28 protein-coding genes are annotated in these 26,979 nt (G+C 54.4%); 20 read left to right on the top strand and 8 right to left on the bottom strand.

Annotated features, from left to right (window positions below; translation table 11 throughout):
- The first annotated feature begins 47 nt into the window (after positions 1-47).
- From rsmG to ACYAC5_RS19705, 18 genes are all read left to right on the top strand, one after another.
- Entirely contained in the window at positions 48-665 is a 618-nt protein-coding gene (rsmG, locus tag ACYAC5_RS19620; protein WP_309836576.1) for a 16S rRNA (guanine(527)-N(7))-methyltransferase RsmG, read from the top strand.
- Positions 666-1,378: 713 nt separating this feature from the next.
- Positions 1,379-1,759 carry a F0F1 ATP synthase subunit I gene (gene atpI / locus ACYAC5_RS19625; RefSeq protein WP_222185617.1) on the top strand — a complete coding sequence of 127 codons (381 nt, stop codon included), beginning with the start codon at positions 1,379-1,381 and terminating at the stop codon, positions 1,757-1,759.
- An 8-nt stretch (positions 1,760-1,767) separates the two neighbouring features.
- Positions 1,768-2,586, top strand: a complete 819-nt coding sequence (gene atpB, locus ACYAC5_RS19630) for a F0F1 ATP synthase subunit A (protein ID WP_007893608.1) — start codon at positions 1,768-1,770, stop codon at positions 2,584-2,586.
- Between the two features lie 49 nt (positions 2,587-2,635).
- Positions 2,636-2,875 (top strand): F0F1 ATP synthase subunit C, encoded by a 240-nt coding sequence (atpE, locus tag ACYAC5_RS19635; protein WP_003849523.1) that lies wholly within the window; start codon positions 2,636-2,638, stop codon positions 2,873-2,875.
- Between the two features lie 107 nt (positions 2,876-2,982).
- Positions 2,983-3,453 (top strand): F0F1 ATP synthase subunit B, encoded by a 471-nt coding sequence (gene atpF / locus ACYAC5_RS19640; protein ID WP_007893603.1) that lies wholly within the window; start codon positions 2,983-2,985, stop codon positions 3,451-3,453.
- A 14-nt stretch (positions 3,454-3,467) separates the two neighbouring features.
- Positions 3,468-4,001, top strand: a complete 534-nt coding sequence (gene atpH / locus ACYAC5_RS19645) for a F0F1 ATP synthase subunit delta (protein ID WP_008106723.1) — start codon at positions 3,468-3,470, stop codon at positions 3,999-4,001.
- 14 nt (positions 4,002-4,015) lie between these two features.
- Complete coding sequence (atpA, locus tag ACYAC5_RS19650) at positions 4,016-5,557, top strand: F0F1 ATP synthase subunit alpha (RefSeq protein ID WP_008106721.1); 1,542 nt, start codon at positions 4,016-4,018, stop codon at positions 5,555-5,557.
- Positions 5,558-5,609: 52 nt separating this feature from the next.
- Positions 5,610-6,476 carry a F0F1 ATP synthase subunit gamma gene (gene atpG, locus ACYAC5_RS19655; protein WP_101763910.1) on the top strand — a complete coding sequence of 289 codons (867 nt, stop codon included), beginning with the start codon at positions 5,610-5,612 and terminating at the stop codon, positions 6,474-6,476.
- A gap of 63 nt (positions 6,477-6,539) precedes the next feature.
- Positions 6,540-7,937 (top strand): F0F1 ATP synthase subunit beta, encoded by a 1,398-nt coding sequence (gene atpD, locus ACYAC5_RS19660; protein WP_008106718.1) that lies wholly within the window; start codon positions 6,540-6,542, stop codon positions 7,935-7,937.
- A gap of 24 nt (positions 7,938-7,961) precedes the next feature.
- Positions 7,962-8,381 carry a F0F1 ATP synthase subunit epsilon gene (locus ACYAC5_RS19665; protein WP_008106717.1) on the top strand — a complete coding sequence of 140 codons (420 nt, stop codon included), beginning with the start codon at positions 7,962-7,964 and terminating at the stop codon, positions 8,379-8,381.
- Positions 8,382-8,544: 163 nt separating this feature from the next.
- Positions 8,545-9,915 carry a bifunctional UDP-N-acetylglucosamine diphosphorylase/glucosamine-1-phosphate N-acetyltransferase GlmU gene (gene glmU, locus ACYAC5_RS19670; protein ID WP_462062168.1) on the top strand — a complete coding sequence of 457 codons (1,371 nt, stop codon included), beginning with the start codon at positions 8,545-8,547 and terminating at the stop codon, positions 9,913-9,915.
- A gap of 130 nt (positions 9,916-10,045) precedes the next feature.
- The gene (gene glmS / locus ACYAC5_RS19675; protein WP_101763908.1) at positions 10,046-11,875 is read left to right on the top strand and encodes a glutamine--fructose-6-phosphate transaminase (isomerizing); all 1,830 of its coding nucleotides are present in this window, start codon (positions 10,046-10,048) and stop codon (positions 11,873-11,875) included.
- A 176-nt stretch (positions 11,876-12,051) separates the two neighbouring features.
- The gene (gene pstS, locus ACYAC5_RS19680; protein WP_049852409.1) at positions 12,052-13,095 is read left to right on the top strand and encodes a phosphate ABC transporter substrate-binding protein PstS; all 1,044 of its coding nucleotides are present in this window, start codon (positions 12,052-12,054) and stop codon (positions 13,093-13,095) included.
- Between the two features lie 89 nt (positions 13,096-13,184).
- Positions 13,185-14,147: a phosphate ABC transporter permease PstC gene (gene pstC, locus ACYAC5_RS19685; RefSeq protein WP_101763907.1), complete on the top strand. Its 963-nt coding sequence runs from the start codon at positions 13,185-13,187 to the stop codon at positions 14,145-14,147.
- Positions 14,144-15,031, top strand: a complete 888-nt coding sequence (pstA, locus tag ACYAC5_RS19690) for a phosphate ABC transporter permease PstA (RefSeq protein WP_101763906.1) — start codon at positions 14,144-14,146, stop codon at positions 15,029-15,031. The genes pstC and pstA overlap by 4 nt, the downstream gene beginning before the upstream one ends.
- 43 nt (positions 15,032-15,074) lie before the next feature.
- Positions 15,075-15,848: a phosphate ABC transporter ATP-binding protein PstB gene (gene pstB / locus ACYAC5_RS19695; protein ID WP_101763905.1), complete on the top strand. Its 774-nt coding sequence runs from the start codon at positions 15,075-15,077 to the stop codon at positions 15,846-15,848.
- A gap of 14 nt (positions 15,849-15,862) precedes the next feature.
- Positions 15,863-16,597 (top strand): phosphate signaling complex protein PhoU, encoded by a 735-nt coding sequence (gene phoU, locus ACYAC5_RS19700; RefSeq protein WP_007893583.1) that lies wholly within the window; start codon positions 15,863-15,865, stop codon positions 16,595-16,597.
- A 119-nt stretch (positions 16,598-16,716) separates the two neighbouring features.
- Complete coding sequence (locus tag ACYAC5_RS19705) at positions 16,717-17,955, top strand: MFS transporter (RefSeq protein WP_217549507.1); 1,239 nt, start codon at positions 16,717-16,719, stop codon at positions 17,953-17,955.
- Between the two features lie 103 nt (positions 17,956-18,058).
- On the opposite strand, the gene yieH is transcribed toward ACYAC5_RS19705, so the two are convergent.
- Positions 18,059-18,721 carry a 6-phosphogluconate phosphatase gene (gene yieH / locus ACYAC5_RS19710; protein ID WP_192414277.1) on the bottom strand — a complete coding sequence of 221 codons (663 nt, stop codon included), beginning with the start codon at positions 18,719-18,721 and terminating at the stop codon, positions 18,059-18,061.
- 151 nt (positions 18,722-18,872) lie between these two features.
- Between yieH and ACYAC5_RS19715 the strand changes: the two genes are divergently transcribed.
- Entirely contained in the window at positions 18,873-20,186 is a 1,314-nt protein-coding gene (locus ACYAC5_RS19715) for an NCS2 family permease (RefSeq protein WP_101763902.1), read from the top strand.
- 28 nt (positions 20,187-20,214) lie between these two features.
- Here the strand turns inward: ACYAC5_RS19715 and ACYAC5_RS19720 are convergent, their stop codons facing one another.
- A complete protein-coding gene (locus tag ACYAC5_RS19720) occupies positions 20,215-20,961 on the bottom strand; it encodes a 4'-phosphopantetheinyl transferase family protein (RefSeq protein WP_110868240.1) in 747 nt (248 codons plus the stop codon).
- Between the two features lie 294 nt (positions 20,962-21,255).
- Between ACYAC5_RS19720 and ACYAC5_RS19725 the strand changes: the two genes are divergently transcribed.
- Positions 21,256-21,765, top strand: a complete 510-nt coding sequence (locus ACYAC5_RS19725; RefSeq protein WP_192414279.1) for a flavin reductase family protein — start codon at positions 21,256-21,258, stop codon at positions 21,763-21,765.
- A 46-nt stretch (positions 21,766-21,811) separates the two neighbouring features.
- Here ACYAC5_RS19725 and ACYAC5_RS19730 read toward each other — a convergent pair whose 3' ends face one another.
- From ACYAC5_RS19730 to rpmH, 6 genes are all read right to left on the bottom strand, one after another.
- Complete coding sequence (locus tag ACYAC5_RS19730) at positions 21,812-22,402, bottom strand: malonic semialdehyde reductase (protein ID WP_462062169.1); 591 nt, start codon at positions 22,400-22,402, stop codon at positions 21,812-21,814.
- A 192-nt stretch (positions 22,403-22,594) separates the two neighbouring features.
- Positions 22,595-23,959, bottom strand: coding sequence for a tRNA uridine-5-carboxymethylaminomethyl(34) synthesis GTPase MnmE (gene mnmE / locus ACYAC5_RS19735; protein WP_462062170.1), 1,365 nt, complete (start codon positions 23,957-23,959; stop codon positions 22,595-22,597).
- A gap of 96 nt (positions 23,960-24,055) precedes the next feature.
- Positions 24,056-25,702 carry a membrane protein insertase YidC gene (gene yidC / locus ACYAC5_RS19740; protein ID WP_101763898.1) on the bottom strand — a complete coding sequence of 549 codons (1,647 nt, stop codon included), beginning with the start codon at positions 25,700-25,702 and terminating at the stop codon, positions 24,056-24,058.
- A 2-nt stretch (positions 25,703-25,704) separates the two neighbouring features.
- Positions 25,705-25,962: a membrane protein insertion efficiency factor YidD gene (gene yidD / locus ACYAC5_RS19745; RefSeq protein WP_007893564.1), complete on the bottom strand. Its 258-nt coding sequence runs from the start codon at positions 25,960-25,962 to the stop codon at positions 25,705-25,707.
- Positions 25,926-26,285, bottom strand: a complete 360-nt coding sequence (rnpA, locus tag ACYAC5_RS19750) for a ribonuclease P protein component (protein WP_036648555.1) — start codon at positions 26,283-26,285, stop codon at positions 25,926-25,928. Before rnpA ends, yidD begins: the two co-directional genes overlap by 37 nt.
- Before the next feature lie 14 nt (positions 26,286-26,299).
- The gene (gene rpmH, locus ACYAC5_RS19755; protein ID WP_003849659.1) at positions 26,300-26,440 is read right to left on the bottom strand and encodes a 50S ribosomal protein L34; all 141 of its coding nucleotides are present in this window, start codon (positions 26,438-26,440) and stop codon (positions 26,300-26,302) included.
- Positions 26,441-26,979 lie beyond the last annotated feature (539 nt).

The following is a 26,979-nucleotide window of genomic DNA, read 5'->3' on the forward strand; positions in this document are numbered from 1 at the left end:
TCGACTTTGGGGCGAGGCAACTCGCCCCCGTTAATGGAATTCTCGTTGTGATCAACAAACTCTCCTCGCTGCTAAAAGCGGCAAACATTTCCCTTACCGATCAACAAAAACAGCAGTTGGTTGGCTATGTTGAGTTGCTGCATAAGTGGAATAAGGCCTATAACCTGACATCAGTGCGCGACCCGCAGCAGATGCTGGTACGCCATATTCTCGACAGCATGGTGGTTGAGCCACATTTGCAGGGCGAACGCTTTATTGATGTCGGCACCGGTCCGGGCTTACCAGGCATTCCGCTGGCCATTGTGCGCCCGCAATCGCATTTCACCTTGCTGGATAGCCTCGGCAAACGCGTGCGATTCCTGCGTCAGGTACAACATGAGTTAGGACTTACTAACGTCACGCCGGTGCAGAGCCGCGTTGAAGAGTACCCGTCTGAGCCGCCATTCGACGGTGTTATCAGTCGTGCATTTGCTTCACTCGAGGATATGCTGACCTGGTGTCATCATCTGCCGGGTCCTGAAGGTCGCTTTTATGCCCTGAAAGGTGTGCGTCCGGATGATGAGATTGCTGCATTACCCGCTGGCTTTACGGTGGAAAAAATTCAACCTCTGCAGGTACCCGAGCTGGATGGTGAACGCCATCTGGTGGTGATTACCCGCCAATAGCCTTTTAAACGGTATGGATTTAATCTGCTTCATGCCGTTTGTCTTAGTCATTGCCCTGAACGAAAAAGCAGCGATTGAACACTTTTAGGTAAAAGCTTTTATTTCGCAGGGCAGGGCGCGCGAGTTAACATCCCCGGCGGAAATTATCCGAAAATCTCTGTTACATTTAACGAATAATTCACATTTCATTATCACGGAGATCACTTTTTTGGGTGTATTTACCCAACCAAATAATCACTGGTGAAAATATAACTTTGCAATAAATTGGCGTACGTAATATCAGTTTTGCGTTTTTATTGCAGCGCATGATGTCAATAGAGTGTTTTTCTCGAAAATCGAAGCGCAACAGTTAAATAATAAAATTAAAACTCTGATTTATAAGTGCTTAATACAATGTAGAAATCGTATAAATCTTGTCTGAAACAAATTCAGTCAGGCATTCCTTGTTTATTATGTGATCTAAAGCACGCTTTAAAAGCAAGTCGGTCGGGCATTTTCAGACTTAAAGTCAGACATTGCCTGAAGACGATGTTTTGAAAAATAGCCCTTCAGAAAGAAATTTAAATAATTGTTCACCTTTTCGCTACTTACCGATTGAAATCGCAGGTGGCGCCCGTATAATTTGCACGGCTTTTGCTGCTTGACTCAAATGAGTAAAGGCAGTCTTATACGACACGCGACATACCCCGTTCGGGGCAGGAGAGTTCAGCGTCATGTCAGTGTCTCTTTACAGTGTGAAATTAGCCCGGGCCGTGCTGATCATTCAGCTGGTGACCTTTGTCACCATCGGTGCGCTCTTTACCCTGAAAGAGGTTACCTGGGGCGCCTCCGCCATCGCGGGTGGCGTGGCAGCTTGGCTGCCGAACGTGTTGTTTATGTTTTTGGCCTGGCGCCTGCAGGATCAAACGCCTGCGAAAGGACGTGTTGCCTGGAGCTTCGCCCTCGGTGAAGTGTTGAAGGTGTTCACAACCGTCATTTTCCTCGCGGTGGCGTTGGGTGTGTTTGGAGCGGTCTTCTGGCCACTCGCAATCACGTGGTTATCGGTGCTGGTGGTGCAGATCGTCGCTCCGGCTGTAATTAACAACAAAGGGTAAGAGGCATCATGGCTGCTGGAGAAATCTCTACTCCGCAAGAATACATAGGTCACCACCTGAATAACCTTCAGTTGGACCTGCGTACTTTCGAGTTGGTGAATCCGCACGACGCTCCCGCGACGTTCTGGGTATTAAATATCGATTCCATGTTTTTCTCTGTGGTGCTGGGACTGATTTTCCTGGTGTTGTTCCGCAAAGTGGCGAAAAGCGCTACCAGCGGTGTTCCAGGGAAATTACAAGCGGCTATCGAACTGGTTGTCGGCTTCGTTGATAACAACGTGCGCGACATGTACCACGGTAAAAGCAAACTTATCGCCCCGCTGGCTCTGACGATTTTCGTCTGGGTCTTCCTGATGAACTTCATGGATCTGCTGCCTATCGATTTGCTGCCGTTTATCGGCGAGCACTATTTAGGCCTGCCGGCGCTGCGCGTCGTGCCGTCTGCAGACGTGAACATCACGCTGTCTATGGCGCTGGGCGTATTTATTTTGATTCTGTTCTACAGCATCAAAATGAAAGGCATTGGCGGCTTCACCAAAGAGTTGACGCTGCAGCCTTTTAATCACCCGATCTTCATCCCCATTAACCTGATTCTTGAAGGTGTTAGCCTGCTGTCCAAGCCTGTTTCACTGGGTCTGCGACTGTTCGGCAACATGTATGCGGGTGAGTTGATCTTTATCCTGATTGCCGGCTTGCTGCCGTGGTGGTCGCAGTGGTTGTTGAATGTGCCTTGGGCCATTTTCCACATCCTGATCATTTCGCTGCAGGCTTTCATTTTCATGGTCCTCACGATCGTCTATCTGTCGATGGCATCTGAAGAACATTGATTTTTATCTCAACACTTAAGCTTTTAACTGAAACAAACTGGAGACTGTCATGGAAAACCTGAATATGGATCTGCTGTACATGGCTGCCGCTGTGATGATGGGCCTGGCGGCAATCGGTGCTGCGATCGGTATCGGCATCCTCGGAGGTAAATTCCTGGAAGGCGCCGCGCGTCAACCGGATCTGATCCCTCTGCTGCGTACGCAGTTCTTTGTTGTAATGGGTCTGGTGGATGCAATCCCGATGATCGCTGTAGGTCTGGGTCTCTACGTGATGTTTGCTGTCGCTTAAACCTGGTAGCCTTGTTCACTCATGGCACCTGGTGTGATGAGGGACGGATTCTGCCGTTTATCTCTGATAGCGGCAGAGCAAGTTAACTTAATAAGAGGCATTGTGCTGTGAACATTAATGCAACAATCCTCGGCCAGGCCATCGCGTTCATTCTGTTTGTCGCGTTCTGCATGAAGTACGTATGGCCGCCGATTATGGCTGCCATCGAAAAGCGCCAGAAAGAAATTGCTGAAGGCCTTGCTTCTGCTGAGCGCGCGAAGAAAGATTTAGATCTCGCGCAGGCCAATGCGACCGACCAGCTGAAAAAAGCGAAAGAAGACGCTCAGGTCATTATCGAGCAGGCGAACAAACGCCGTGCCCAGATTCTGGACGAAGCGAAAACCGAAGCTGAGACTGAACGTAACCGCATCGTGGCGCAGGCGCAGGCAGAAATTGATGCCGAGCGTTCGCGTGCCCGTGAAGAGCTGCGTAAGCAAGTCGCGTTGCTGGCATTAGCTGGCGCCGAGAAAATCATCGAACGTTCCGTGGATGAAGCTGCTAACAGCGACATCGTTGATAAACTGGTCGCTGAACTGTAAGGAGGGAGGGGCTGATGTCTGATCTGATTACTGTAGCTCGCCCCTACGCCAAAGCAGCTTTTGACTTTGCTGTTGAGCATCAAAGCATCGATCGCTGGCAATCCATGCTGGCGTTTGCCGCAGAAGTGGCTCGCAACGAACAGATCGCAGATCTTCTTTCCGGTGCGCTCGCACCGGAAGCTTTGTCTGCTTCTTTCATTGCAGTTTGTGGCGATCAACTTGATGAAAACGCCCAGAACCTGATTAAGGTAATGGCCGAAAACGGACGTTTGACAGCGCTTCCAGCCGTACTGGCTCAGTACATTCAACTGCGTGACGCTTATGAAGCGACAGCCGAAGTTGATGTGATTTCTGCCAGCACGCTGAGTGACAGTCAGCTGACTAAAATCAGCGCCGCGATGGAAAAACGTCTGTCACGTAAAGTTAAGCTGAATTGCAAAATTGATAAGTCTGTAATGGCAGGTGTGGTTATCCGTGCGGGTGACCTGGTCATTGATGGCAGCGTACGCGGCCGTCTTGATCGTCTGGCAGACGTCTTGCAGTCTTAAGGGGACTGGAGCATATGCAACTGAATTCCACCGAAATCAGCGAACTGATCAAGCAGCGCATTGCTCAGTTCAATGTCGTGAGTGAAGCTCACAACGAAGGTACTATTGTTTCTGTAAGTGACGGTATCATCCGCGTACACGGCCTGGCCGATGTCATGCAGGGTGAGATGATTGCCCTGCCGGGCAACCGTTACGCTATCGCACTGAACCTCGAGCGTGACTCGGTTGGTGCAGTAGTGATGGGCCCGTATGCTGACCTCGCGGAAGGCATGAAAGTAAAATGTACGGGTCGTATTTTAGAAGTTCCAGTTGGCCGTGGCCTGCTGGGCCGTGTGGTGAACACACTGGGTGCACCGATCGACGGTAAAGGCGCAATCGAAAACGACGGCTTCTCGCCTGTTGAAGTGATTGCACCGGGCGTTATCGACCGTCAGTCTGTAGACCAGCCTGTTCAGACCGGTTACAAATCTGTCGATGCGATGATTCCAATCGGCCGTGGCCAGCGTGAGCTGATCATCGGTGACCGTCAGACCGGTAAAACTGCAATGGCAATCGACGCCATCATCAACCAGCGCGATTCAGGCATCAAGTGTGTCTACGTTGCGATTGGTCAGAAAGCGTCAACCATTTCTAACGTAGTACGCAAACTGGAAGAGCACGGCGCGCTGGCTAACACCATCGTGGTTGTCGCTTCTGCTTCTGAATCTGCAGCACTGCAGTACCTGTCACCGTACGCCGGTTGTGCAATGGGTGAGTACTTCCGTGACCGCGGTGAAGATGCACTGATCGTGTACGATGACCTGTCTAAGCAGGCTGTTGCTTACCGTCAGATTTCTCTGCTGCTGCGCCGTCCACCAGGTCGTGAAGCATTCCCTGGTGACGTGTTCTATCTCCACTCTCGTCTGCTGGAGCGTGCATCACGCGTTAGCGCTGACTACGTTGAGCGCTTCACCAACGGTGAAGTGAAAGGCCAGACCGGTTCTCTGACCGCACTGCCAATCATCGAAACTCAGGCGGGTGACGTTTCTGCGTTCGTTCCGACCAACGTAATCTCGATTACTGATGGTCAGATCTTCCTGGAATCTAACCTGTTCAACTCCGGTATTCGTCCAGCCGTTAACCCGGGTATTTCGGTATCCCGTGTTGGTGGTGCTGCACAGACTAAGATCATCAAGAAACTGTCCGGTGGTATTCGTACCGCGCTGGCACAGTATCGTGAACTGGCTGCGTTCTCTCAGTTCGCTTCCGATCTGGACGATGCAACGCGTAAACAGCTGAGCCACGGTCAGAAAGTGACCGAGCTGCTGAAACAGAAACAGTATGCGCCGATGTCAGTCGCGCAACAGGGTCTGGTGCTGTTTGCTGCTGAGCGCGGCTATCTGAACGATGTTGAACTGGCGAAAGTCGGCAGCTTCGAAGCCGCTCTGCTGGCGTTCGCGGATCGCGATCACGCTGAGCTGATGGCTGAAATCAACCAAGCGGGTAACTTCAATAACGAAATCGAAGAGAAGCTGAAAGGCCTCCTCGAAACGTTTAAAGCAACCCAGTCCTGGTAATGTCTGGCGGCTTGTCTGAAAAGGCAGGCCGCAAGGCTTTGAGGAGAAGCTAATGGCCGGCGCAAAAGAAATACGTAGTAAGATCGGAAGCGTAAAAAATACGCAGAAGATCACCAAAGCGATGGAAATGGTCGCCGCCTCCAAAATGCGTAAAACGCAGGAACGCATGGCGGCCAGCCGTCCGTATGCAGATACCATGCGCAAAGTGATTGGTCACCTTGCCTTGGGTAATCTGGAATACAAGCACCCTTACCTGGATGAGCGTGACGTTAAGCGCGTCGGCTACCTGGTCGTTTCGACTGACCGCGGGCTTTGTGGTGGTTTGAACATTAACCTGTTCAAAAAATTGCTGGCAGATATGAAAAGCTGGGCGGATAAAGGCGTACAGAGCGATCTGGCTGTTATCGGTTCGAAAGGCAATTCATTCTTCGGCTCTGTAGGTGGCAACATCGTGGCACAAGTCACCGGTATGGGCGATAAGCCTGCACTGTCTGATTTGATCGGCCCGGTAAAAGTGATGTTGCAGGCCTACGATGAAGGTCGCATCGACAAGCTGTATATCGTTGCCAACAAGTTTAATAACACCATGTCTCAGACTCCGACCATTACCCAACTGCTGCCGTTACCGCCAGCGGAAGGTGAAGAAGAGATGAAGGCGAAGACCTGGGATTACCTGTACGAACCCGATCCGAAAGCGCTGCTGGATACTCTGCTGCGTCGTTACGTCGAATCGCAGGTTTATCAGGGTGTGGTGGAAAACCTGGCCAGTGAGCAGGCCGCACGTATGGTTGCAATGAAAGCTGCAACCGATAACGGCGGAAACCTGATCAAAGAGCTGCAGTTGGTTTACAACAAAGCTCGTCAGGCCAGCATCACCCAGGAACTTACCGAGATCGTCTCGGGAGCCTCCGCGGTTTAACCAGGCATATATCCTGTCGCGCGAGCGCGGCTGGGTATTTTCGTATTAGGTAGAGGATTCAAGATGGCAGCTGGAAAGATTGTCCAGATTATCGGCGCCGTAGTTGACGTCGAATTCCCTCAGGACGCGGTACCGCAGGTATACAGCGCTCTCGAGGTGAAAAATGGTGATGCTCGTCTGGTGCTGGAAGTTCAGCAGCAGCTGGGTGGTGGCGTGGTTCGTACCATCGCCATGGGTACTTCTGACGGCCTGAAGCGCGGTCTGGAAGTTACCGACCTGAAAAAACCTATCCAGGTTCCGGTTGGTAAAGCAACCCTCGGCCGTATCATGAACGTATTGGGTGAGCCAATCGACATGAAAGGCGACCTGCAGAATGACGACGGCACTGTAGTAGAGGTTTCCTCTATTCACCGTGCAGCACCTTCGTATGAAGATCAGTCTAACTCGCAGGAACTGCTGGAAACCGGCATCAAGGTTATCGACCTGATGTGTCCGTTCGCTAAGGGCGGTAAAGTCGGTCTGTTCGGTGGTGCGGGTGTAGGTAAAACCGTAAACATGATGGAGCTGATCCGTAACATCGCGGCTGAGCACTCAGGTTATTCGGTATTTGCTGGTGTGGGTGAGCGTACTCGTGAGGGTAACGACTTCTACCACGAAATGACTGACTCCAACGTTATCGATAAAGTAGCGCTGGTGTATGGCCAGATGAACGAGCCGCCGGGTAACCGTCTGCGCGTAGCACTGACCGGTTTGACCATGGCGGAAAAATTCCGTGATGAAGGCCGTGACGTTCTGCTGTTCATCGACAACATCTATCGTTACACCCTGGCCGGTACTGAAGTATCAGCACTGCTGGGTCGTATGCCATCTGCGGTAGGCTATCAGCCAACGCTGGCAGAAGAGATGGGTGTGTTGCAGGAGCGTATTACCTCCACGAAGACCGGTTCAATCACCTCTGTACAGGCCGTTTACGTTCCTGCGGATGACTTGACTGACCCGTCACCAGCAACCACCTTTGCTCACTTAGACTCAACCGTTACGCTGAGCCGTCAGATCGCCTCTCTGGGTATCTACCCAGCCGTTGACCCGCTGGATTCTACCAGCCGTCAGCTGGATCCACTGATCGTGGGTCAGGAGCACTATGACGTTGCGCGTGGCGTGCAGTCTCTGCTGCAGCGTTACCAGGAACTGAAAGACATCATCGCTATCCTGGGTATGGACGAGTTGTCTGAAGAAGACAAACTGTTGGTGGCACGTGCGCGTAAGATTCAGCGCTTCCTGTCTCAGCCGTTCTTCGTTGCTGAAGTCTTCACCGGTTCTCCAGGTAAGTACGTCACCCTGAAAGACACCATCCGTGGCTTCAAAGGCATCATGGAAGGCGAATTCGACCACCTGCCAGAGCAGGCGTTCTACATGGTCGGCGCTATCGAAGAAGCCGTAGAAAAAGCGAAGAAACTGTAATTTAGGTTTCCCAGGAGGAATGGTATGGCTATGACTTATCATCTGGACGTGGTCAGCGCGGAGCAACAAATGTTCTCCGGTCTGGTCGAGCGTATCCAGGTGTCAGGTAGCGAAGGTGAGCTGGGGATTCGTCCTGGCCACGCCCCGCTGCTGACAGCCATCAAGCCTGGTATGATTCACATCGTGAAACAGCACGGCGAAGAGGAGTTTATTTACCTCTCTGGCGGCGTGCTGGAAGTTCAGCCTGGCAGCACCACCGTTCTGGCCGACACCGCGATTCGCGGTGAAGACCTCGACGAAGCGCGCGCGCTGGAAGCGAAACGTAAAGCGGAAGAGCACATGAACAGCAGCCACGGCGACGTGGATTATGCTCAGGCTTCTGCGGAACTGGCGAAAGCCATCGCGAAACTGCGTGTCATCGAGCTGACCAAAAAAGCGATGTAATCAGGCTTTATGCGTCACGAAATGCCAGCCCTTTGGGTTGGCATTTTTTTTGCTCCAAATTTGCCGCCTGGCGCTGAGCCCGGCTAATTTCGACCCGAGAAAAATGTAGTAATCTCGGGGTTAAACCTTACACTTTCGAAAGTTGAAGAGAATCAGGATAGTTATGTCTACGAACGCGATGAGTGTGGTGATCTTAGCCGCTGGCAAAGGCACCCGAATGTATTCCGACCTGCCCAAAGTTCTGCACACCCTTGCAGGTAAACCAATGGTTCAGCACGTTATTGATGCCGCAACCGGTTTGGGCGCCCAGCAGATCCATCTGGTTTATGGCCACGGCGGAGATTTACTGCAGTCAACGTTAGCGCATAACGCACTCAACTGGGTGCTGCAGGCTGAGCAACTCGGTACCGGCCACGCGATGCAGCAGGCCGCGCCCTTCTTTGCCGATGACGAAGATATTCTGATGCTGTACGGCGACGTGCCGCTGATCTCGCAGGCCAGTTTGCAACGTCTGCGTGATGCGAAACCCGCGGGCGGCATTGGTTTACTCACCGTAGTTCTGGATAACCCCACCGGCTACGGTCGTATCGTGCGTGAAAACGGCACGGTGATCGGCATCATTGAGCAGAAAGATGCCTCGCCAGAACAGCTTAAAATTCAGGAAATTAACACCGGCATTCTGATTGCCAACGGTGGCGACCTCAAGCGCTGGCTGGCACAACTTAACAACAATAATGCGCAGGGCGAATTCTATATCACCGATATCATCGCCATGGCGCACCACGAAGGCCGCGTGATCAATGCGGTGCATCCGGCGCGCATCAGCGAAACCGATGGCGTCAACAATCGCCTGCAGCTGGCAACGCTTGAGCGTGTCTACCAAAGCGAGCAGGCAGAAAAGCTGCTGCTGGCGGGTGTGATGCTGCGCGATCCGGCGCGTTTCGATCTGCGCGGTGCGTTGCAACACGGCCGCGATGTGGAGATCGACACCAACGTGATCATCGAAGGCAAAGTCACGCTCGGCAACCGCATCAAAATCGGTGCCGGCTGCATCATCAAAAACAGCGTGATTGCTGACGACTGTGAAATCAGCCCTTATTCGGTGATCGAAGATGCCACGTTAGCCGCTGCTTGTACGGTTGGGCCTTTTGCGCGTCTGCGTCCGGGCAGCGAGTTGGCGGAAGCGGCGCACGTGGGCAACTTTGTAGAGATGAAGAAAGCCACGCTCGGCAAAGGCTCCAAAGCCGGTCATCTCTCTTATCTCGGCGATGCGGAAATTGGCGCGGGCGTGAATATCGGTGCGGGTACCATTACCTGTAACTATGATGGCGCCAACAAATCCAAAACCATCATTGGAGACAACGTGTTTATCGGTTCGGATACCCAGCTGGTGGCGCCAGTCAGCGTGGCGAGCGGTGCGACCATCGCCGCGGGCACCACGATAATGAAAGATGTGTTAGCTGCGGATCTGGTCTACAACCGTAAAGAACAGAATCAAAAATCGGGCTGGCAGCGTCCTGTTAAGAAAAAATAAATTTTAAAGGCCGACAACGATCGGCCTGTTAGCAGTGCCATAAAAAAATATCCCCACTCTCTACAAGGCTCGGGGAAATCAGGTCGTATGACAACGCAATGGCCGAAAGCCATGAAGTCAGGAAATTACTATGTGTGGAATTGTTGGTGCAGTAGCGCAGCGTGACATCGCAGAAATTCTGCTGGAAGGTTTGCGTCGTCTTGAGTATCGCGGTTATGACTCCGCGGGATTAGCCGTCGTCGATCGTCAGGGCCATATGACGCGCCTGCGTCGTCTGGGTAAAGTGCAGAACCTGGCGGAAGCCGCAGAGCAGCAGCCGCTGATTGGCGGCACCGGTATCGCACATACGCGCTGGGCGACACACGGTGAACCGTCGGAGGCCAATGCGCATCCGCACGTTTCTGAGCACATCATCATCGTGCACAACGGCATCATTGAAAACCATGAGCCGCTGCGCGCGCAGTTGCTTGAGCGCGGCTATCACTTTGCCTCAGAAACCGACACCGAAGTGGTGGCGCATCTGGTGCATTGGGAGCAGAAGCAGGGCGGCACGCTGCGTGAAGTGGTGCTGCGCGTCATTCCGCAGCTGCGCGGTGCGTATGGCATGGTGATCATGGACAGCCGCGATCCTTCGCTGCTGGTGGCGGCGCGCTCCGGCAGTCCGCTGGTGATTGGCCGTGGCGTGGGCGAAAACTTTATCGCTTCCGATCAGCTGGCACTGCTGCCGGTGACGCGTCGCTTCATCTATCTGGAAGAGGGCGATATTGCCGAGATCACCCGCCGCGAAGTCACCATCATCGATCGTGACGGTAAAACGGCTAAGCGCGCTGAAATCGAATCGACCGCTCAGTACGATGCCGGCGACAAAGGCATCTATCGTCATTACATGCAGAAAGAGATTTACGAGCAGCCGAACGCGATCAAAAACACCATCACCGGTCGTTTTAATCACGGCGAAGTCGATCTTAGCGAGCTGGGCCCGGATGCTGAGACGCTGTTGAGCCAGGTCGAACATATTCAGATCATTGCCTGCGGTACGTCATATAACTCCGGCATGGTTTCGCGTTACTGGTTTGAGTCGCTGGCTAACCTGCCTTGTGATGTGGAAATTGCTTCAGAATTCCGTTATCGCAAATCTGCAGTGCGTAAAAATAGCCTGCTGATCACGCTGTCACAATCGGGTGAAACCGCCGATACGCTGGCGGCGCTGCGCCTGTCGAAAGAGCTGGGTTATCTCGGTTCGCTGGCCATCTGTAATGTGGCCGGTTCATCGCTGGTGCGTGAATCCGATTTAGCGCTGATGACCAAAGCCGGCACTGAAATTGGCGTGGCATCCACCAAAGCCTTCACCACGCAGCTGGCAGTATTGCTGATGCTGGTGGCGAAACTCGGTCGTCTGCACGGCATGAAAGCCGAAACCGAGCACGAGATTGTGCACGCGCTGCAGGCCTTGCCGAGCCGCATCGAACAGATGCTGGCGCAGGACAAAGTAATCGAAAACCTGGCGGAAGGTTTCTCTGATAAGCATCACGCGCTGTTCCTTGGCCGTGGCGATCAGTATCCGATCGCGATGGAAGGCGCGCTGAAGCTGAAAGAGATCTCCTATATCCACGCCGAAGCCTATGCGGCGGGCGAGCTGAAGCACGGCCCGCTGGCGCTGATTGATGCGGATATGCCAGTGATCGTGGTCGCGCCCAACAACGAACTGCTGGAGAAGCTGAAATCCAATATTGAAGAGGTACGCGCGCGCGGCGGTTTGCTGTATGTGTTTGCCGATCAGGATGCCGGTTTCAGCGACAGCGATGGCATGAAAATCATCTCCCTGCCGCACGTAGAAGAGGTGATTGCACCGATCTTCTACACCGTGCCGTTACAGCTGCTCTCATACCATGTGGCGCTGATTAAAGGTACCGATGTTGACCAGCCGCGTAACCTGGCTAAATCGGTTACCGTTGAATAATCAGTAACAAGAGTGGGCCCGCAATGGGCCCGCTTCATTTCTGTACGCTGTCATATAACTGTCACATTTCGTACATTTCACTGTCATCAAACTGTCCTATTTTCCCTCCAGCAGCAATCACTGACTCCTACTAAAAAGGCATTGAGCCTGATTTTTTTGAATCCCCTGGAGGGAACATGACACTGATGCGTAGCACCGTAGCCCGAATCCTCGCCGCCACCTTCGCAGTAAGCGCGGTTTCTGCTTTTGCAGCCACCGATCTGACGGGCGCAGGCGGGACATTCCCGGCGCCGGTTTATGCCAAGTGGGCAGCCGAGTACCAGCAAGCCACCGGTAGCAAAATCAACTATCAGGGTATTGGTTCTTCCGGCGGCGTGAAGCAAATCATCGCGAAAACCGTCGATTTCGGTGCGTCTGATGCGCCAATGAAAGAAGAAGATCTGCAGAAAAACGGCCTGTTCCAGTTCCCTACCGTCATTGGTGGTGTGGTGCTGGCGGTTAACATCCCAGGTGTGAAATCCGGTGAACTGACTCTTGACGGTAAAACCGTGGGCGACATCTACCTCGGTACCATCAAAAAGTGGAACGACCCGGCGATCACTAAACTGAACCCAGGCGTGAAACTGCCAGATTCCAACATCAACGTGGTTCGCCGCGCTGACGGTTCCGGTACTTCTTTCGTCTTCACCAGCTACCTGGCAAAAGTGAACGAAGAGTGGAACAGCAAAATTGGTAAAGGTAACACCGTTAACTGGCCAACCGGACTGGGCGGTAAAGGTAACGACGGCGTGGCCGCGTTTGTACAGCGTCTGCCGGGTTCAATTGGCTATGTGGAATACGCTTACGCCAAGCAGAACAACCTGACCTACACCAAACTGGTTGATGCCGACGGTAAAGCGGTCGCACCAAGTGAAGAGAGCTTTGCTAACGCCGCGAAAGGCGCAGACTGGAGCAAAACCTTTGCTCAGGATCTGACCTTCCAGAAAGGCAACGATGCATGGCCGATCACCTCAACCACCTTCATCCTGATCTACAAAGATCAGGCGAATGCGGAGAAAGGTAGCGAAGTGCTGAAGTTCTTCGACTGGGCTTACAAAGGTGGCAGCAAAACCGCAACCGACCTGGATTACGCCGCGCTGCCAGAAAGCGTAGCTAACCAGATTCGTGCAGCGTGGAAAGCGAACATCAAAGATAGCTCCGGTAAAGCGCTGTACCAGTAACAGATTGACCTGGCCAGCCGAGACGGTTGGCCAACCCCAATGGGCGGCCTGCGTGCCGCCCTGACATCCCCCTGAGAACAGAGAATTCTATGGCTGCCACTAAGCCGACGTTCAAAGCCCCCGGTAAACAAGGCGACATGATTTTCGGCGCGCTGGTGAAGCTATCCGCGCTTATCGTGTTGCTGTTGATGGGCGGCATTATCGTCTCCCTGATTTTCTCCTCCTGGCCAAGCATCCAAAAATTTGGTTTCTCTTTCCTGTGGAACAAAACCTGGGATGCGCCAAACGAACAATTTGGTGCGCTGGTACCGATTTACGGCACCCTCGTCACCTCGATTATTGCCTTGATCATTGCCGTGCCGGTGAGCTTCGGCATCGCGCTGTTCCTGACCGAACTGGCGCCTGGCTGGCTGCGTCGCCCGCTGGGCACCGCCATTGAGCTGCTGGCGGCGATCCCCAGCATCGTGTACGGCATGTGGGGCCTGTTTGTTTTCGCGCCGCTGTTCGCCGAATATTTCCAGACGCCAGTTGGCAACGTGATGGCGAATATCCCGATTGTCGGCACGCTATTCTCGGGCCCGGCATTCGGTATCGGTATTCTGGCGGCGGGCGTGATTCTCGCCATCATGATCATTCCGTACATCGCCTCGGTGATGCGCGACGTATTTGAACAAACGCCGGTGATGATGAAAGAGTCGGCTTACGGCATCGGCTGCACCACGTGGGAAGTGATCTGGCGCATCGTGCTGCCGTTCACCAAAAACGGCGTGATCGGCGGCGTGATGCTTGGCTTGGGCCGCGCGTTGGGTGAAACCATGGCGGTGACCTTTATCATCGGTAACACCTACCAGCTCGACAGCGCCTCGCTGTTTATGCCGGGCAACAGCATCACCTCCGCGCTGGCCAACGAATTCGCCGAAGCGGAATCCGGTGTCCACGTTGCGGCTCTGATGGAGCTGGGTCTGATTCTGTTCGTGATTACCTTTATCGTGCTGGCGATCTCCAAACTGATGATCCTGCGTCTGGCGAAGAGTGAAGGAGCCCGTTCATGACCGCTATTGAAGTTCAGGCTCGCGCTGAGCTGGAAGCCTCGCGCCGCAAAATGCAGGCATGGCGCAGTACTAAAAATAAAATTGCCCTGACGCTGTCGCTGATGACCATGGCATTCGGTCTGTTCTGGCTGGTGTGGATTCTGTTCACCACCGTTACGCGCGGCGTTGATGGGTTGAGCTGGGAGCTGTTTACCGAATCGACACCGCCGCCCAACACCGCAGGCGGTGGTTTAGCCAATGCCTTACTCGGCAGCGGTTTACTGATTTTCTGGTCAACGATCATCGGAACGCCGCTCGGCATCATGGCTGGGATTTATCTGGCGGAATATGGCCGTAAACACTGGCTGGCGGAAGTGATTCGCTTCATCAACGACATTCTGCTGTCAGCACCGTCGATTGTGGTGGGCCTGTTCGTTTACACCATTGTGGTATCGCAGATGCAGCACTTCTCCGGTTGGGCGGGCGTAGTAGCGCTGGCGCTGCTGCAAATCCCGATTGTGATTCGTACCTCCGAAAATATGCTGCGTCTGGTACCCGACAGCATGCGTGAAGCGGCTTATGCGCTGGGTACGCCGAAGTGGAAGATGATTTCGGCGATTACGCTGAAAGCCTCGGTTTCCGGCATCATCACCGGTGTGCTGTTGGCCGTGGCGCGTATCGCCGGTGAAACCGCACCGCTGCTGTTTACTGCGCTGTCGAACCAGTTCTGGAGCACCGACATGATGCAGCCGATCGCTAACCTGCCGGTCACCATCTTTAAATTCGCCATGAGCCCGTTTGCCGAGTGGCAAAGCCTGGCGTGGGCGGGTGTGCTGATTATTACCGTGTGCGTGCTGCTGCTGAACATTGTGGCGCGTGTGGTTTTCGCCAAGGGCAAACACTAATTTCCCAGCGCGGCTTCGGCGGCGCTGCTTATGAGAGACGAGAATGAGTAACGTGACTTCATCAGCCGGTAAAATTCAGGTCCGTAATCTGAACTTCTATTACGGTAAGTTTCACGCGCTGAAAAACATCAATCTGGATATCACCAAAAACCAGGTGACCGCGTTTATCGGCCCATCGGGCTGCGGTAAATCCACTTTGCTGCGCACCTTCAACAAAATGTACTCGCTCTATCCGGAGCAGCGTGCTGAAGGTGACATCCTGCTGGATGGCGATAACATTCTGGCTTCCAATCAGGATATCGCCCTGCTGCGCGCCCGCGTCGGTATGGTGTTCCAGAAGCCTACGCCATTCCCGATGTCGATTTATGACAACATCGCCTTCGGCGTGCGGCTGTTTGAGAAGCTGTCGCGTGCCGATATGGATGAGCGCGTGCAGTGGGCGCTGACCAAAGCCGCGCTGTGGAATGAAACCAAAGACAAGCTGCATCAGAGCGGTTACAGTCTTTCCGGCGGTCAGCAGCAGCGTTTGTGCATCGCCCGCGGCATCGCGATTCGCCCGGAAGTGCTGTTGCTGGATGAGCCTTGCTCCGCGCTGGATCCGATCTCAACCGGTCGTATTGAAGAGCTGATCACCGAACTGAAGCAGGATTACACTGTGGTGATCGTGACTCACAACATGCAGCAGGCTGCGCGTTGTTCTGACCACACCGCTTTTATGTATCTGGGCGAGCTGATTGAGTTCAGCGATACCGATACCTTGTTCACTAAGCCCGCAAAGAAGCAGACCGAAGATTACATCACCGGTCGTTACGGCTGATTCAGGAGACGCACATGGATAATTTAAATCTGAACAAACACATCTCCGGTCAGTTCAACGCGGAGCTGGAGCACATTCGCACGCAAGTGATGATCATGGGCGGCATGGTTGAGAAGCAGCTGATGGACGCCATCACCGCGATGCACAACCAGGATGGCGAGCTGGCGCGTCACGTCATCGACGGCGACCAGAAGGTCAACATGATGGAAGTGGAGATTGATGAAGCCTGTGTGCGCATCATCGCCAAACGCCAGCCGACCGCCAGCGATTTGCGCCTGGTAATGGCGATCATCAAGACCATTTCTGAGCTGGAACGCATTGGCGATGTGGCGGAAAAAATCAGCCGCACCGCGCTGGAGAAGTTCAGCCAGCAGCATCTGCCGCTGCTGGTGAGCCTTGAAGCGCTTGGTCATCACACCGTGCAGATGCTGCACGACGTGTTGGATGCGTTCGCGCGCATGGATCTCAACGAAGCCATCAAAATCTACCGCGAAGATAAGAAGGTGGATAAAGAGTACGAAGGCATCGTGCGTCAGCTGATGACCTACATGATGGAAGATCCGCGCACTATCCCAAGCGTGCTGACCGCGCTGTTCTGCGCGCGCGCCATCGAGCGTATCGGCGATCGCTGCCAGAACATTTGCGAAATTATCTTCTATTTCGTCAAAGGTCAGGATTTCCGTCATGTGGGCGGCGACAAGCTGGATGAACTGCTGTCGGGCGATGACGGCAGCAATAAACCCTCTTGATTGATGCGTCGGCGGCCCGTTGCCACTGTGGCTAACGGGCTGCCTGCTTAAATTCTGTCTGTTCTCATCGATTCCCTCTCTTTATACTTGGCGCACTTTTTTCTGCCAGGTGCTGTTACATGTCTTCCCCAACTCCTCAAAAACAAGCCATTACACCGGCGAAAGCCATGGTGGCGGCTATCAGCGGCTACGCGATGGACGGATTTGATCTGCTGATTCTTGGCTTTATGCTGCCGGCGATCAGCGTCTCGCTGGCGCTCGATCCGTCTCAGGCCGGTTCGCTGGTTACCTGGACGCTGATCGGCGCGGTGATCGGCGGCATCGTGTTTGGCCATCTCAGCGATCGTTATGGCCGCATCCGTATCCTTACCGTCACTATTCTGGTGTTCTCAGTGTTCACCGGCCTGTGCGCCGTGGCGCAGGGTTATTGGGATCTGCTGGTGTACCGCACGCTGGCGGGCGTGGGATTGGGCGGCGAGTTCGGCATCGGCATGGCGCTGATTGCCGAAGCCTGGCCGAAAGAGAAGCGCAACCGCGCCTCGGCGTGGGTGGGCATTGGCTGGCAGCTCGGTGTGCTGCTGGCGGCCTTTATCACGCCGCCGCTGCTGAGCGTGATTGGCTGGCGCGGCATGTTCCTCGTCGGTTTGCTGCCGGCGCTGGTCTCCTTTGTGATTCGCCGCAGCATGGGCGAGCCGGAGAGCTTTACCCGCCACGTGGAGAAAACGCCGCAGCTCTCGTTTGGCGCACGTCTTAAATTACTGTTTGCCGATCGCGCCACCAGCAAAGCCAGCCTGGGGATTTTCATTCTCTGCTCGGTGCAGAACTTTGGTTACTACGGATTGATGATTTGGATGCCGAGCTATCTGTCGTCCAGCTTCGGTTTCAGCCTGACCAAATCAGGCTTGTGGACCGCGGTGACGGTGGTGGGCATGACGTTCGGCATCTGGCTGTTTGGCGTGCTGGCCGATCGCTTCGCGCGCTGGAAAATCTTCCTGCTGTATCAGTTTGGCGCGGTGGTGATGGTGGTGGTGTATGCGCAGCTGCGCGATCCTACGGTGATGCTGTTTACCGGCGCGCTGATGGGGATGTTTGTGAACGGCATGATCGGCGGCTACGGCGCGCTGATTTCCGATACTTTCCCACCGCAGGCGCGCGCAACAGCGCAGAACGTGTTGTTTAATTTGGGGCGTGGCGTAGGCGGGTTTGGTCCATTGGTGATTGGCCTGCTGGCGACCAATATCTCTTTCACCGCGGCGATCACGCTGCTGGCGCTGATTTATCTGCTGGATATCGCCGCCACGCTGTTCCTGCTGCCGAAGAAGCAGAGCAACGAGGATTCGTTAGGGGCGATTGGCTGATTTGGATTGTGCTGGCTGTCCCCCATCCCGGCCTTCCCCCATGAATGGGGGAGGACCGAGGAGGGGGACAGCCAGCACAAACCAAGGAGGGGGAAAACGAGCTCTACCCCACCAAATCCCAGCCACGCGCGCGCCACAAATCCGGCAACTGCGCCATATCATCAAAGCGCGTCACCAGCGGATGATCGAGCTCGGGATTGTGCGCATCGGCGCAGTAGTAAAACACCGGAATCCCGGCCGCGATCCCGGCACGCGCGCCCGCTTCGGAATCATCCACCAGAATGCACTTCTCAATCGGCACCTGCATCTGCTCGGCGGCGTGATACATCAGTTCCGGATCCGGCTTCCAGTGGTTAATGTCATACCCGCTGTACAGCTTGCCATCGAGATACGGCAGCATGCCGGTCAATCCCAGCGAATGCTGCATCTTCTTCACCGTGCCGTTTGAAACCACACACATTGGCACTTTCACGCGCTCCACCAGCGCTTTGGCACCGGCAATCGGCTTCAAATCGAGATCAAACAATCTCGCCACTTCGGCGCGATAGGCGGTTTCCACTTCTTCGAGCGGCAGTTCAACCTGATGTTCGGCCGCCACATCGCGGATGATGTCGTAGAGCTTTACCCCTTTATACTGCTCAAACATCTGCTGCAGAGAGCGTTCAATACCGTAGCGGGCAAAGGTGTTGACGTAAGCTTGCGTACAGATCACTTCGCTGTCGACCAGCGTGCCGTCGCAATCAAAAAAAATACATTCCACCGACATCGCACATCATCCTTTTGTTAAACAATAAGCTGACACTCTAGCGCACTGAGCGTAGAAAGCGACCCTGAGCAACCGGTTGCGAATAATCAGTGTTTTGCCACGCTAAACTCTATAGGATACGCGGCGATAAATTTTTTAGCGGAACAGTGGAATGACTAATCAGGGCCTTTTGCAGCGCATCTTTAAACTGCAGGAACACGGAACCACCGTGCGTACCGAAGTGATTGCCGGTTGCACGACTTTCCTGACGATGGTGTACATCGTTTTCGTTAACCCGCAAATTCTCGGTGTAGCGGGCATGGATACGCAGGCGGTGTTTGTTACTACCTGCTTGATTGCCGCGTTCGGCAGTATTCTGATGGGGCTGGTGGCGAATTTGCCGGTAGCACTGGCACCGGCGATGGGCCTGAACGCCTTCTTCGCTTTTGTGGTGGTCGGGGCCATGGGATACTCGTGGCAGATTGGTATGGGCGCGATTTTCTGGGGCGCGCTGGGTCTGCTGATCCTCACGCTGCTGCGCGTGCGTTACTGGATGATTGCCAACATTCCGCTCAGCCTGCGTGTTGGCATTACCGCCGGTATTGGTCTGTTTATCGCCATGATGGGGCTGAAAAACGCCGGAATTATCGTGCCAAACGCCGATACCATTGTGGCTGTGGGTAATCTGACCTCGCACAGCGTGCTGCTTGGGGCGCTGGGTTTCTTCATCATCGCAATTCTGGCTTCCCGCAATATCCATGCGGCGGTGCTGGTGTCGATTGTGGTGACGACCGCGCTGGGCTTGATCATTGGCGATGTGAAATTCAGCGGCGTGTTCGCCGCTCCGCCAGCGATCACTTCTGTTGTGGGCCAGGTTGATATCAAAGGCGCGTTCAACATCGGCATGGCCGGGGTGATCTTCTCCTTTATGCTGGTGAATCTGTTCGACTCCTCCGGCACGTTGATTGGCGTGACCGATAAAGCCGGGCTGACCGACGAGAAAGGCACTTTCCCGCGCATGAAGCAGGCGCTGTACGTTGATAGCATCAGTTCGGTGACCGGTTCGCTGATTGGTACCTCATCGGTGACCGCCTACATTGAAAGCTCGTCCGGCGTGGCGATCGGCGGTCGTACCGGCCTGATGGCGGTGATCACCGGGATTCTGTTCCTGCTGGTGATGTTCCTGTCACCGCTGGCGGCGATGGTGCCCTCTTATGCGGCGGCGGGTGCGCTGATTTACGTTGGCGTATTGATGACGGCGTCGCTGTCACGCGTGCAGTGGGACGATCTCACCGAAGCGGTGCCAGCGTTTGTTACTGCGGCGATGATGCCGTTCAGCTTCTCGATCACCGAAGGTATCGCGCTGGGCTTTATCTCTTACTGCGTGATGAAGTTGGGAACCGGCCGCTGGCGTGAAATCAGCCCGTGCGTGGTGGTGGTCGCGCTACTGTTCGTGCTGAAAATCGTCTTTATCGATGCCCACTAAACAGTAAAGGCCGCTGATGCGGCCTTTTTTACGGATGTCCCATCTCATGCGGCGTGACCAAACTGGTCAGGCGCAGCGTATGCGGCCCTATATTGGGTTTACTCATCTCGACATCGCGCAGTGCTTGCCACTGCTGCGCGCCATCAATCTCCCACAGATGTAAGCGTTCGGTGCCGGGCGACAGCGCGCACGACCACACCAGCGTGGGCTCAGCATCACACACCGCCTGAATATCGGGGAACACGGTGGAACGCAGCCGACCGGCCGCAGGATGCAAACGCAGTGAATCAATACCGCTATCGGTTTCGCCGGTGAGCTTGAGAATGCTTTGGCGCAGCGTCCAGATTTGCGTCAGCGCTTCCATGAAATCCTGCTGCGCGTTAATCCATGCTTTTTCGCCGGAGGAGAGATCCTGTGTCAGCATATCCTGTGTTTGGCGACTGTGTGCGCGCACAATTTCCATATCCAGTCCGGCGCGGCCGCCTTCTTCGGCCAGCAGCACACCGATAGTGTTTCCGGCGTAGGAGATGCTGAAATCGGGCAGGTTGGCATCGGCAAAACAGGGACGTCCGCTGCTGCTGGTCGTTAGCGCGGGGAGTTCGCGGATACCGTAGACGCGTAACATCAGCTGAGCAAGCAGTTCGCGTGCGGCGAGAAAGCGTCCGCGACGCTTGTCAGCGAAGCGCTGAGCGCTGTTGATTACTTCTTGTGGCACCCGCATGTTCTCAGAAGAAAAGGGCGGATTACCTATCCAACGTACAAAATGACTAGCCATCTGTCGCTCCATGAAAATGGTCGAATAATCATCAGTGCTATTGTAAGAATTTTCTCATGGGTTTGCATCCGGCTTAAGATGGAATAGGCGATATTTCAGATAAGGACGAAGCCATGCGGCAATCCCATTTGGCAACTTTGCATAGAACGCTTTTGCAGAAACCTGCCGGATTGAGTGCCTAACTGTGTGATGTGGTGTAGGATTTGGGCAGTAAAACAGCACATCAAAGTGCGCTAACTCTTCATTCATCTGCCCATTGTGCGCATTGTTAAAACAGGCACGTCGGAGTTTTTTATGTCAGATACCGCTATTTCTCGCCAGGAATCGATCTCGCTTGATGAGTTTCGTCACGGCATGCGTCGCTTAACCGCGGGTGTTTCTCTGGTTACCACCGAATTTCAGGGCGAAAAGCTTGGGCTGATTGCCACGTCGGTCAGTTCGCTTGCGGCTGAGCCACCCAGCCTGCTGGTATGCGTGAATCGTAGCGCGTCCAGTCATGATGCTTTTACCGCAGCCGGCCATTTTGCCGTGAACGTGCTGCGTGAGCAGCATGACGACTTATGTGCCCAGTTCAGCCAATCCTCACGCCGCGCCGAGCGTTTTCAAAACGGTACGTGGCAGACGCTGAATACCGGCGCGCCGATTCTGGCTGATGCGCTGGTGAGTTTTGATTGCCAGCTGGAGAAGGTAGTGGAGTGGAACACGCACAGCGTGCTGCTGGCGCGTATCGTGGGCATTGCTCTGCCAGGTGAAGCGGCAGAGCCGATGATCTACTTCAACAGCGGCTTCCATTCACTGGGATAACCGCTTGAAACGGGCGTCGTGGGCTAAGCCCGACGCCTTTTCTCAATCAGGCAAAGGTGCTGGCTTCATCAAAGCCGAGACGCGGCAGACGCGCGTGCAGTTTGCTGGCTTCGCCATAGCCGAGATTGATCAGTAAGTTCACCTGCCATTTGCTCTCGCTAAAGAAGGCGTCGTTCACTTTTGACGGATCGAAACCGGACATCGGGCCGGCATCCAGGCCCAGCGAACGCGCAGCCAGAATCAAATAACCTGCCTGCAAGCTGCTGTTACGGAACGCGGTCTCTTTCGCCAGATCCGGGCTGCTGGTAAACCAGCTGCGCGCATCAACATGCGGGAACAGCTTCGGCAGCGCTTCATAGAACTCAGGATCCCACGCCACGATCACCGTTACCGGAGCGGACATGGTTTTGTCGACGTTGCCGGAGGAGAGCGCGGGTTTCAGCTTCTCTTTGCCTTCCTGCGAGGTCACAAACACAAAACGGCCCGGCGAGCAGTTAGCCGAGGTTGGACCCAGCGCGGTCAGGTGATAGAGCTGCTCCAGCACCTCCCGAGAAACCGGTTTGTCCTGCCAATAGCTGTGGGTGCGGGCTTCGATGAACAGCGTGTTCAGCGCCACGCTGTCGAGCGATGTACTCATGTTTCTCTCCTGTTCAGGCCGCAACTTGCGCCCAATATTTAGCATGAATAATGAATGTACCCAGCAGGACCTGTTCGCCGGGCAATGATCGTTATACTGCAAAGGCGTGGGAGAGCCAAATAACAAAGACGCATGTCTACCGGGCGCCAGATGCGCGTGAGTGCGCACCCGACATGAGAACGCCGCAGGCCATTACTTACCAATACAGAAACTGGAGAAAATTCTGCCCAGCAAATCGTCAGAGGTGAATTCACCGGTGATTTCGCTCAGCGCCTGCTGCGCTAACCGTAACTCTTCTGCCAGTAATTCGCCGGCCCACGCACCTAACAGCTGATGCTTGCCCTGCTGCAAGTGGGTTGCGGCTAACTCCAGTGCTTGCAGATGGCGGCGGCGGGCGAGGAATCCGCCTTCCATATTGCCGGCAAATCCCATGCTCTGTTTCAGGTGATCGCGCAGCGCTTCCACACCTTCACCGGTGCGCGCCGAGAGACGAATCAGTGAGTGACCGTTCACTTCAGTGAGGCCCAGCTCTTCGCCGGTCATATCCGCTTTGTTACGCACCACGGTAATTGGCAGCGCTTCCGGCAAACGGGCAACAAAATCTGGCCAGATGGCGGCGGCTTCAGTCGCGTCGGTGGTGGTGCCATCGACCATAAACAGCACGCGGTCGGCCTGCTCGATCTCCTGCCACGCGCGTTCAATACCAATGCGCTCGACCTCGTCGCTGGCTTCACGTAAACCGGCAGTATCGATGATGTGCAGCGGCATGCCGTCAATATGGATATGCTCGCGCAGGACGTCGCGCGTGGTGCCAGCGATATCAGTAACAATCGCCGCTTCGCGTCCGGCTAAGGCATTCAGCAGGCTCGATTTTCCGGCATTGGGACGACCGGCAATCACCACTTTCACCCCTTCACGTAGCAGGCTGCCCTGACGCGCTTCGGCACGCACGCCGTTGAGGTCGCCGATCACCACATTGAGCTGTGCTTCAATTTTGCCGTCGGAAAGGAAATCGATCTCCTCATCCGGGAAGTCGATGGCCGCTTCCACATAGATGCGCAGGTGAGTAAGTGCTTCCACAAGTGCGTTGATGCGCAGGGAAAACGCGCCCTGCAGTGAGTTCACCGCCGAGCGGGCGGCTTGCTCTGAGCTGGCATCGATCAGATCGGCAATCGCTTCGGCTTGCGCCAAATCGAGCTTGTCGTTGAGGAAGGCGCGTTCGGAGAATTCACCAGGTTGCGCAATGCGTAAGCCGGGCAGCGCCACGATGCGCTTGAGCAGCAGGTCGAGAATCACCGGGCCGCCGTGGCCTTGCAGCTCCAGCACATCTTCACCGGTGAAGGAGTTCGGGCCAGGAAACCACAGCGCAATGCCCTGATCCAGCACGCTGCCATCGGCGTCGGTAAAGGGCAGATAGTCGGCATAGCGCGGCTTTGGCAGCTTGCCGAGCACGGCTTGCGCTACCTCAGCGGCTTTGGCGCCGGAGATACGCAGAATGCCAACGCCGCCACGGCCGGGAGGCGTCGCCTGGGCAACGATAGTGTCGCTGTGGCTCATGATTCCACCTTAAACTTTTAGGGTATTAATAAATAAAAATAGGGCGACATAAATGTCGCCCTTTGATTATACGCTGCTGCTGGTCGCAGTCAGGCGTTACGCTTTCTTCTTGTCGCGGCTATGCAGACCACGTTTTTCCAGGCCGCGATAAATCAGCTGCTGCTGGAGAATGGTCACCAGGTTGCTGACGATGTAGTACAGCACCAGACCTGATGGGAACCACAGGAAGAACACGGTGAAGATCACCGGCATGTAGGTCATGATCTTCTGCTGCATCGGATCGGTCACGGTGGTCGGTGACATCTTCTGAATGAAGAACATGGTGATACCCATGATGATCGGCAGAATGTAGTACGGATCCTGCGCTGACAGGTCATGAATCCACAGAATAAACGGCGCATGACGCAGTTCAACCGAGCCTGACAGCATGTAGTACAAGGCCAGGAAGATTGGCATCTGGATAACCAGTGGCAGACAGCCGCCCAGCGGGTTCACTTTCTCCGCCTTATACAGCGCCATCATTTCCTGGCTCTGCTTCTGCTTATCATCGCCCAGACGTTCACGCATCGCCTGAATCTTCGGCTGCAGCATACGCATCTTCGCCATCGAGGTGTACTGCGCTTTAGTCAGCGGGTACATGATGCCACGTACGATGAAGGTGATAACGATAATGGAGAAGCCCCAGTTACCGATAAAGCTGTGGATGAACTTCAGCAGCTTAAACAGCGGCTGCGAGATGAACCACAACCAGCCGTAATCCACGGTCAGATCCAGGTGCGGCGCGATAGCTGCCATCTGATCCTGAATTTCCGGGCCTACCCACAGCGTTGCGCCGAGATCTTGCTGTGCGCCTGCGCCAACGGTCACAGGAGCAGATTTGTAGCCAATTGCTGCGACGCCATTGCCGAGGTTAGTGGTGTACAGCGTGTTATTACCCTGCGTGCGCGGCACCCAGGCGGTAGCAAAGTACTGCTGCAGCATCGCCACCCAACCATTGCTGGTGGTGGTGTTCAGGTTCTCGTTATCCGCGATGGTGTCGAATTTATATTTTTCGTATTTCGCATCGCTGGTTGAGTATGCTGCGCCACGGAAGGTGTGCAGAGCAAAGTTGTTGCTGCCGGTATCGCGATGCTTAGGCACCTCGATGGTCTGCTTCAGCTGACCAAACATCGACACTTCCAGCGGCTGCTGAGTGGTGTTGTTGATGTTGTAGTCAACGTTTACCGCATACTCACCGCGCTTGAAGACGAAAGTCTTGGTGTAAACCACGCCGTTTTCACCGGTCCAGGTCAACGGTACGCGCAGTTCGCTCTGGCCATCTGCCATCACGAAGCTATCTTGCGAAGTGGTATACAGCGGACGTGCGCCATTGTTCGGGTTATCCGGGCCGTTGCGGCCAGTTAAGCCACTCTGCGCCTGATAAACGAAGGCCGGTGTAGTTTCAAGCAGCTGGAACGGTGCATCTGAACCCAGTTTGTCCGGGTAAGTCAGCAGCTGAGCCTGCTCAATATCGCCACCACGCGTATTGATGTTGAGTGACAGGACATCTGTCTTAACGGTGATCGTTTTGCCCTGTCCGCTAGCCGGCACGCCGGAAGTGGCGGCATCACCCGCTGCGCTGTTTGTGTTTTGCGTGGTCTGGGTTTGCTGTGGCTGCGGAGCGTGGTCCGTCTGCCAGGCTTGCCAGATCATAAAAGACACGAACAGAAAAGCGATGAGAAAGAGATTGCGTTGCGAATCCATCGTTAATGTTCTCTGGTATCAAAGGTTTTTGGCGGCACAGGATCGTCACCACCCGGGTTCAAAGGGTGGCATTTTAATACGCGTTTTATCGTCAACCAACTGCCTTTTACAACGCCAAAGCGGCGCAAGGCCTCAATCCCATACTGCGAACAGGTGGGATGGAACCGGCAATGAGGTCCCAGCAGTGGGCTGATGGCGCGTTGATAAACGCGTATCAGGGCAATCAGGAGCCGCGAGCCAGGCGACAGTGACGACGCCATAGTTTCTCCAACGCTTCCGTCAGCGCACGGTTATCCAGGTCAGCAATCCCTTTTTTAGCCACGATCACAAAATCCATTGCAGGGAGCTCATGTTGACGCAGACGAAAGCTTTCGCGGGTCAATCGCTTGATCCGGTTGCGTTCATGGGCGCGTTTTACATGTTTTTTTGCGACGGTGAGACCGATGCGGGGATGCCCCAGCGCGTTAAGTCGGCCGAGTATGGTGATTTGCGGCGTACCGGCTCGTTGTGGCTGCTGGAAGACGAAAGTGAAATGAGTGGGAGTTAACAAACGTAACTCCCTGGGAAATGCGAGCTTAACCACGAGGGTTAGCTTTATTACTTAGAAACGGTCAGACGAGAACGGCCTTTAGCACGACGACGTGCCAGAACCTGACGACCATTTTTTGTTGCCATACGAGCACGGAAACCGTGTGAACGGTTGCGCTTCAGTACGGACGGTTGAAAAGTGCGTTTCATGGCGATTTCTACCTAAACTTGAAAATTTTCACTGGGTGACGCGTTTTCGGGCCAGTAAATCGACCAACGCCTCAATGTGTCTTTAATAAAGAGGCGGGATTGTAATAATTGTACAGTCCAGAGTCAATTCACTTCGCTGGTCGCGGCACCTGGAAACCCAGATACAGCCCGCTGATTCCGGGCATCAAGGCTTCACGCAATAATGCCGGGTGGGGAATTATACGGGCTGTGGGTTAAAGCGCAAGGATCGCGCAGGATCTTCTTGCGATCAGTTTGCAGATTTGCTGCACGGAAACGAGAGCTTGCCAGAAAAATTAACGCTTTCAGCCACATTAACGCTGGCTTTTTTCGCAGAAAGCGTAAACTCATTATCGCTTCAGTAGCCTGTGGATAAATTGGATCAAAACTGTGTAGAAAGGGAAGATCTCTGTGCAGCTTTACGTTATGATCCGCCCTTCCGCTGACGATCCTCGCTGCGATCGCCGGGGAAGACTACCGCGAATAGCGGTCGCAGGCGCTTTCCAACCGTCTGTGTCTAA

This window comes from Pantoea sp. y20, from assembly GCF_054903455.1.

What these genes read in the sequence shown, in the direction of transcription:
- atpI (WP_222185617.1), top strand. Translation starts at nt 1,379, where the DNA reads ATGTCAGTGTCTCTTTACAGTGTGAAATTAGCCCGGGCCGTGCTGATC.
- atpB (WP_007893608.1), top strand. Translation starts at nt 1,768, where the DNA reads ATGGCTGCTGGAGAAATCTCTACTCCGCAAGAATACATAGGTCACCAC.
- atpE (WP_003849523.1), top strand. Translation starts at nt 2,636, where the DNA reads ATGGAAAACCTGAATATGGATCTGCTGTACATGGCTGCCGCTGTGATG.
- atpH (WP_008106723.1), top strand. Translation starts at nt 3,468, where the DNA reads ATGTCTGATCTGATTACTGTAGCTCGCCCCTACGCCAAAGCAGCTTTT.
- atpA (WP_008106721.1), top strand. Translation starts at nt 4,016, where the DNA reads ATGCAACTGAATTCCACCGAAATCAGCGAACTGATCAAGCAGCGCATT.
- atpG (WP_101763910.1), top strand. Translation starts at nt 5,610, where the DNA reads ATGGCCGGCGCAAAAGAAATACGTAGTAAGATCGGAAGCGTAAAAAAT.
- atpD (WP_008106718.1), top strand. Translation starts at nt 6,540, where the DNA reads ATGGCAGCTGGAAAGATTGTCCAGATTATCGGCGCCGTAGTTGACGTC.
- ACYAC5_RS19665 (WP_008106717.1), top strand. Translation starts at nt 7,962, where the DNA reads ATGGCTATGACTTATCATCTGGACGTGGTCAGCGCGGAGCAACAAATG.
- glmU (WP_462062168.1), top strand. Translation starts at nt 8,545, where the DNA reads ATGTCTACGAACGCGATGAGTGTGGTGATCTTAGCCGCTGGCAAAGGC.
- glmS (WP_101763908.1), top strand. Translation starts at nt 10,046, where the DNA reads ATGTGTGGAATTGTTGGTGCAGTAGCGCAGCGTGACATCGCAGAAATT.
- pstS (WP_049852409.1), top strand. Translation starts at nt 12,052, where the DNA reads ATGACACTGATGCGTAGCACCGTAGCCCGAATCCTCGCCGCCACCTTC.
- pstC (WP_101763907.1), top strand. Translation starts at nt 13,185, where the DNA reads ATGGCTGCCACTAAGCCGACGTTCAAAGCCCCCGGTAAACAAGGCGAC.
- pstA (WP_101763906.1), top strand. Translation starts at nt 14,144, where the DNA reads ATGACCGCTATTGAAGTTCAGGCTCGCGCTGAGCTGGAAGCCTCGCGC.
- pstB (WP_101763905.1), top strand. Translation starts at nt 15,075, where the DNA reads ATGAGTAACGTGACTTCATCAGCCGGTAAAATTCAGGTCCGTAATCTG.
- phoU (WP_007893583.1), top strand. Translation starts at nt 15,863, where the DNA reads ATGGATAATTTAAATCTGAACAAACACATCTCCGGTCAGTTCAACGCG.
- ACYAC5_RS19705 (WP_217549507.1), top strand. Translation starts at nt 16,717, where the DNA reads ATGTCTTCCCCAACTCCTCAAAAACAAGCCATTACACCGGCGAAAGCC.
- yieH (WP_192414277.1), bottom strand. Translation starts at nt 18,721, where the DNA reads ATGTCGGTGGAATGTATTTTTTTTGATTGCGACGGCACGCTGGTCGAC.
- ACYAC5_RS19715 (WP_101763902.1), top strand. Translation starts at nt 18,873, where the DNA reads ATGACTAATCAGGGCCTTTTGCAGCGCATCTTTAAACTGCAGGAACAC.
- ACYAC5_RS19720 (WP_110868240.1), bottom strand. Translation starts at nt 20,961, where the DNA reads ATGGCTAGTCATTTTGTACGTTGGATAGGTAATCCGCCCTTTTCTTCT.
- ACYAC5_RS19725 (WP_192414279.1), top strand. Translation starts at nt 21,256, where the DNA reads ATGTCAGATACCGCTATTTCTCGCCAGGAATCGATCTCGCTTGATGAG.
- ACYAC5_RS19730 (WP_462062169.1), bottom strand. Translation starts at nt 22,402, where the DNA reads ATGAGTACATCGCTCGACAGCGTGGCGCTGAACACGCTGTTCATCGAA.
- mnmE (WP_462062170.1), bottom strand. Translation starts at nt 23,959, where the DNA reads ATGAGCCACAGCGACACTATCGTTGCCCAGGCGACGCCTCCCGGCCGT.
- yidC (WP_101763898.1), bottom strand. Translation starts at nt 25,702, where the DNA reads ATGGATTCGCAACGCAATCTCTTTCTCATCGCTTTTCTGTTCGTGTCT.
- yidD (WP_007893564.1), bottom strand. Translation starts at nt 25,962, where the DNA reads ATGGCGTCGTCACTGTCGCCTGGCTCGCGGCTCCTGATTGCCCTGATA.
- rpmH (WP_003849659.1), bottom strand. Translation starts at nt 26,440, where the DNA reads ATGAAACGCACTTTTCAACCGTCCGTACTGAAGCGCAACCGTTCACAC.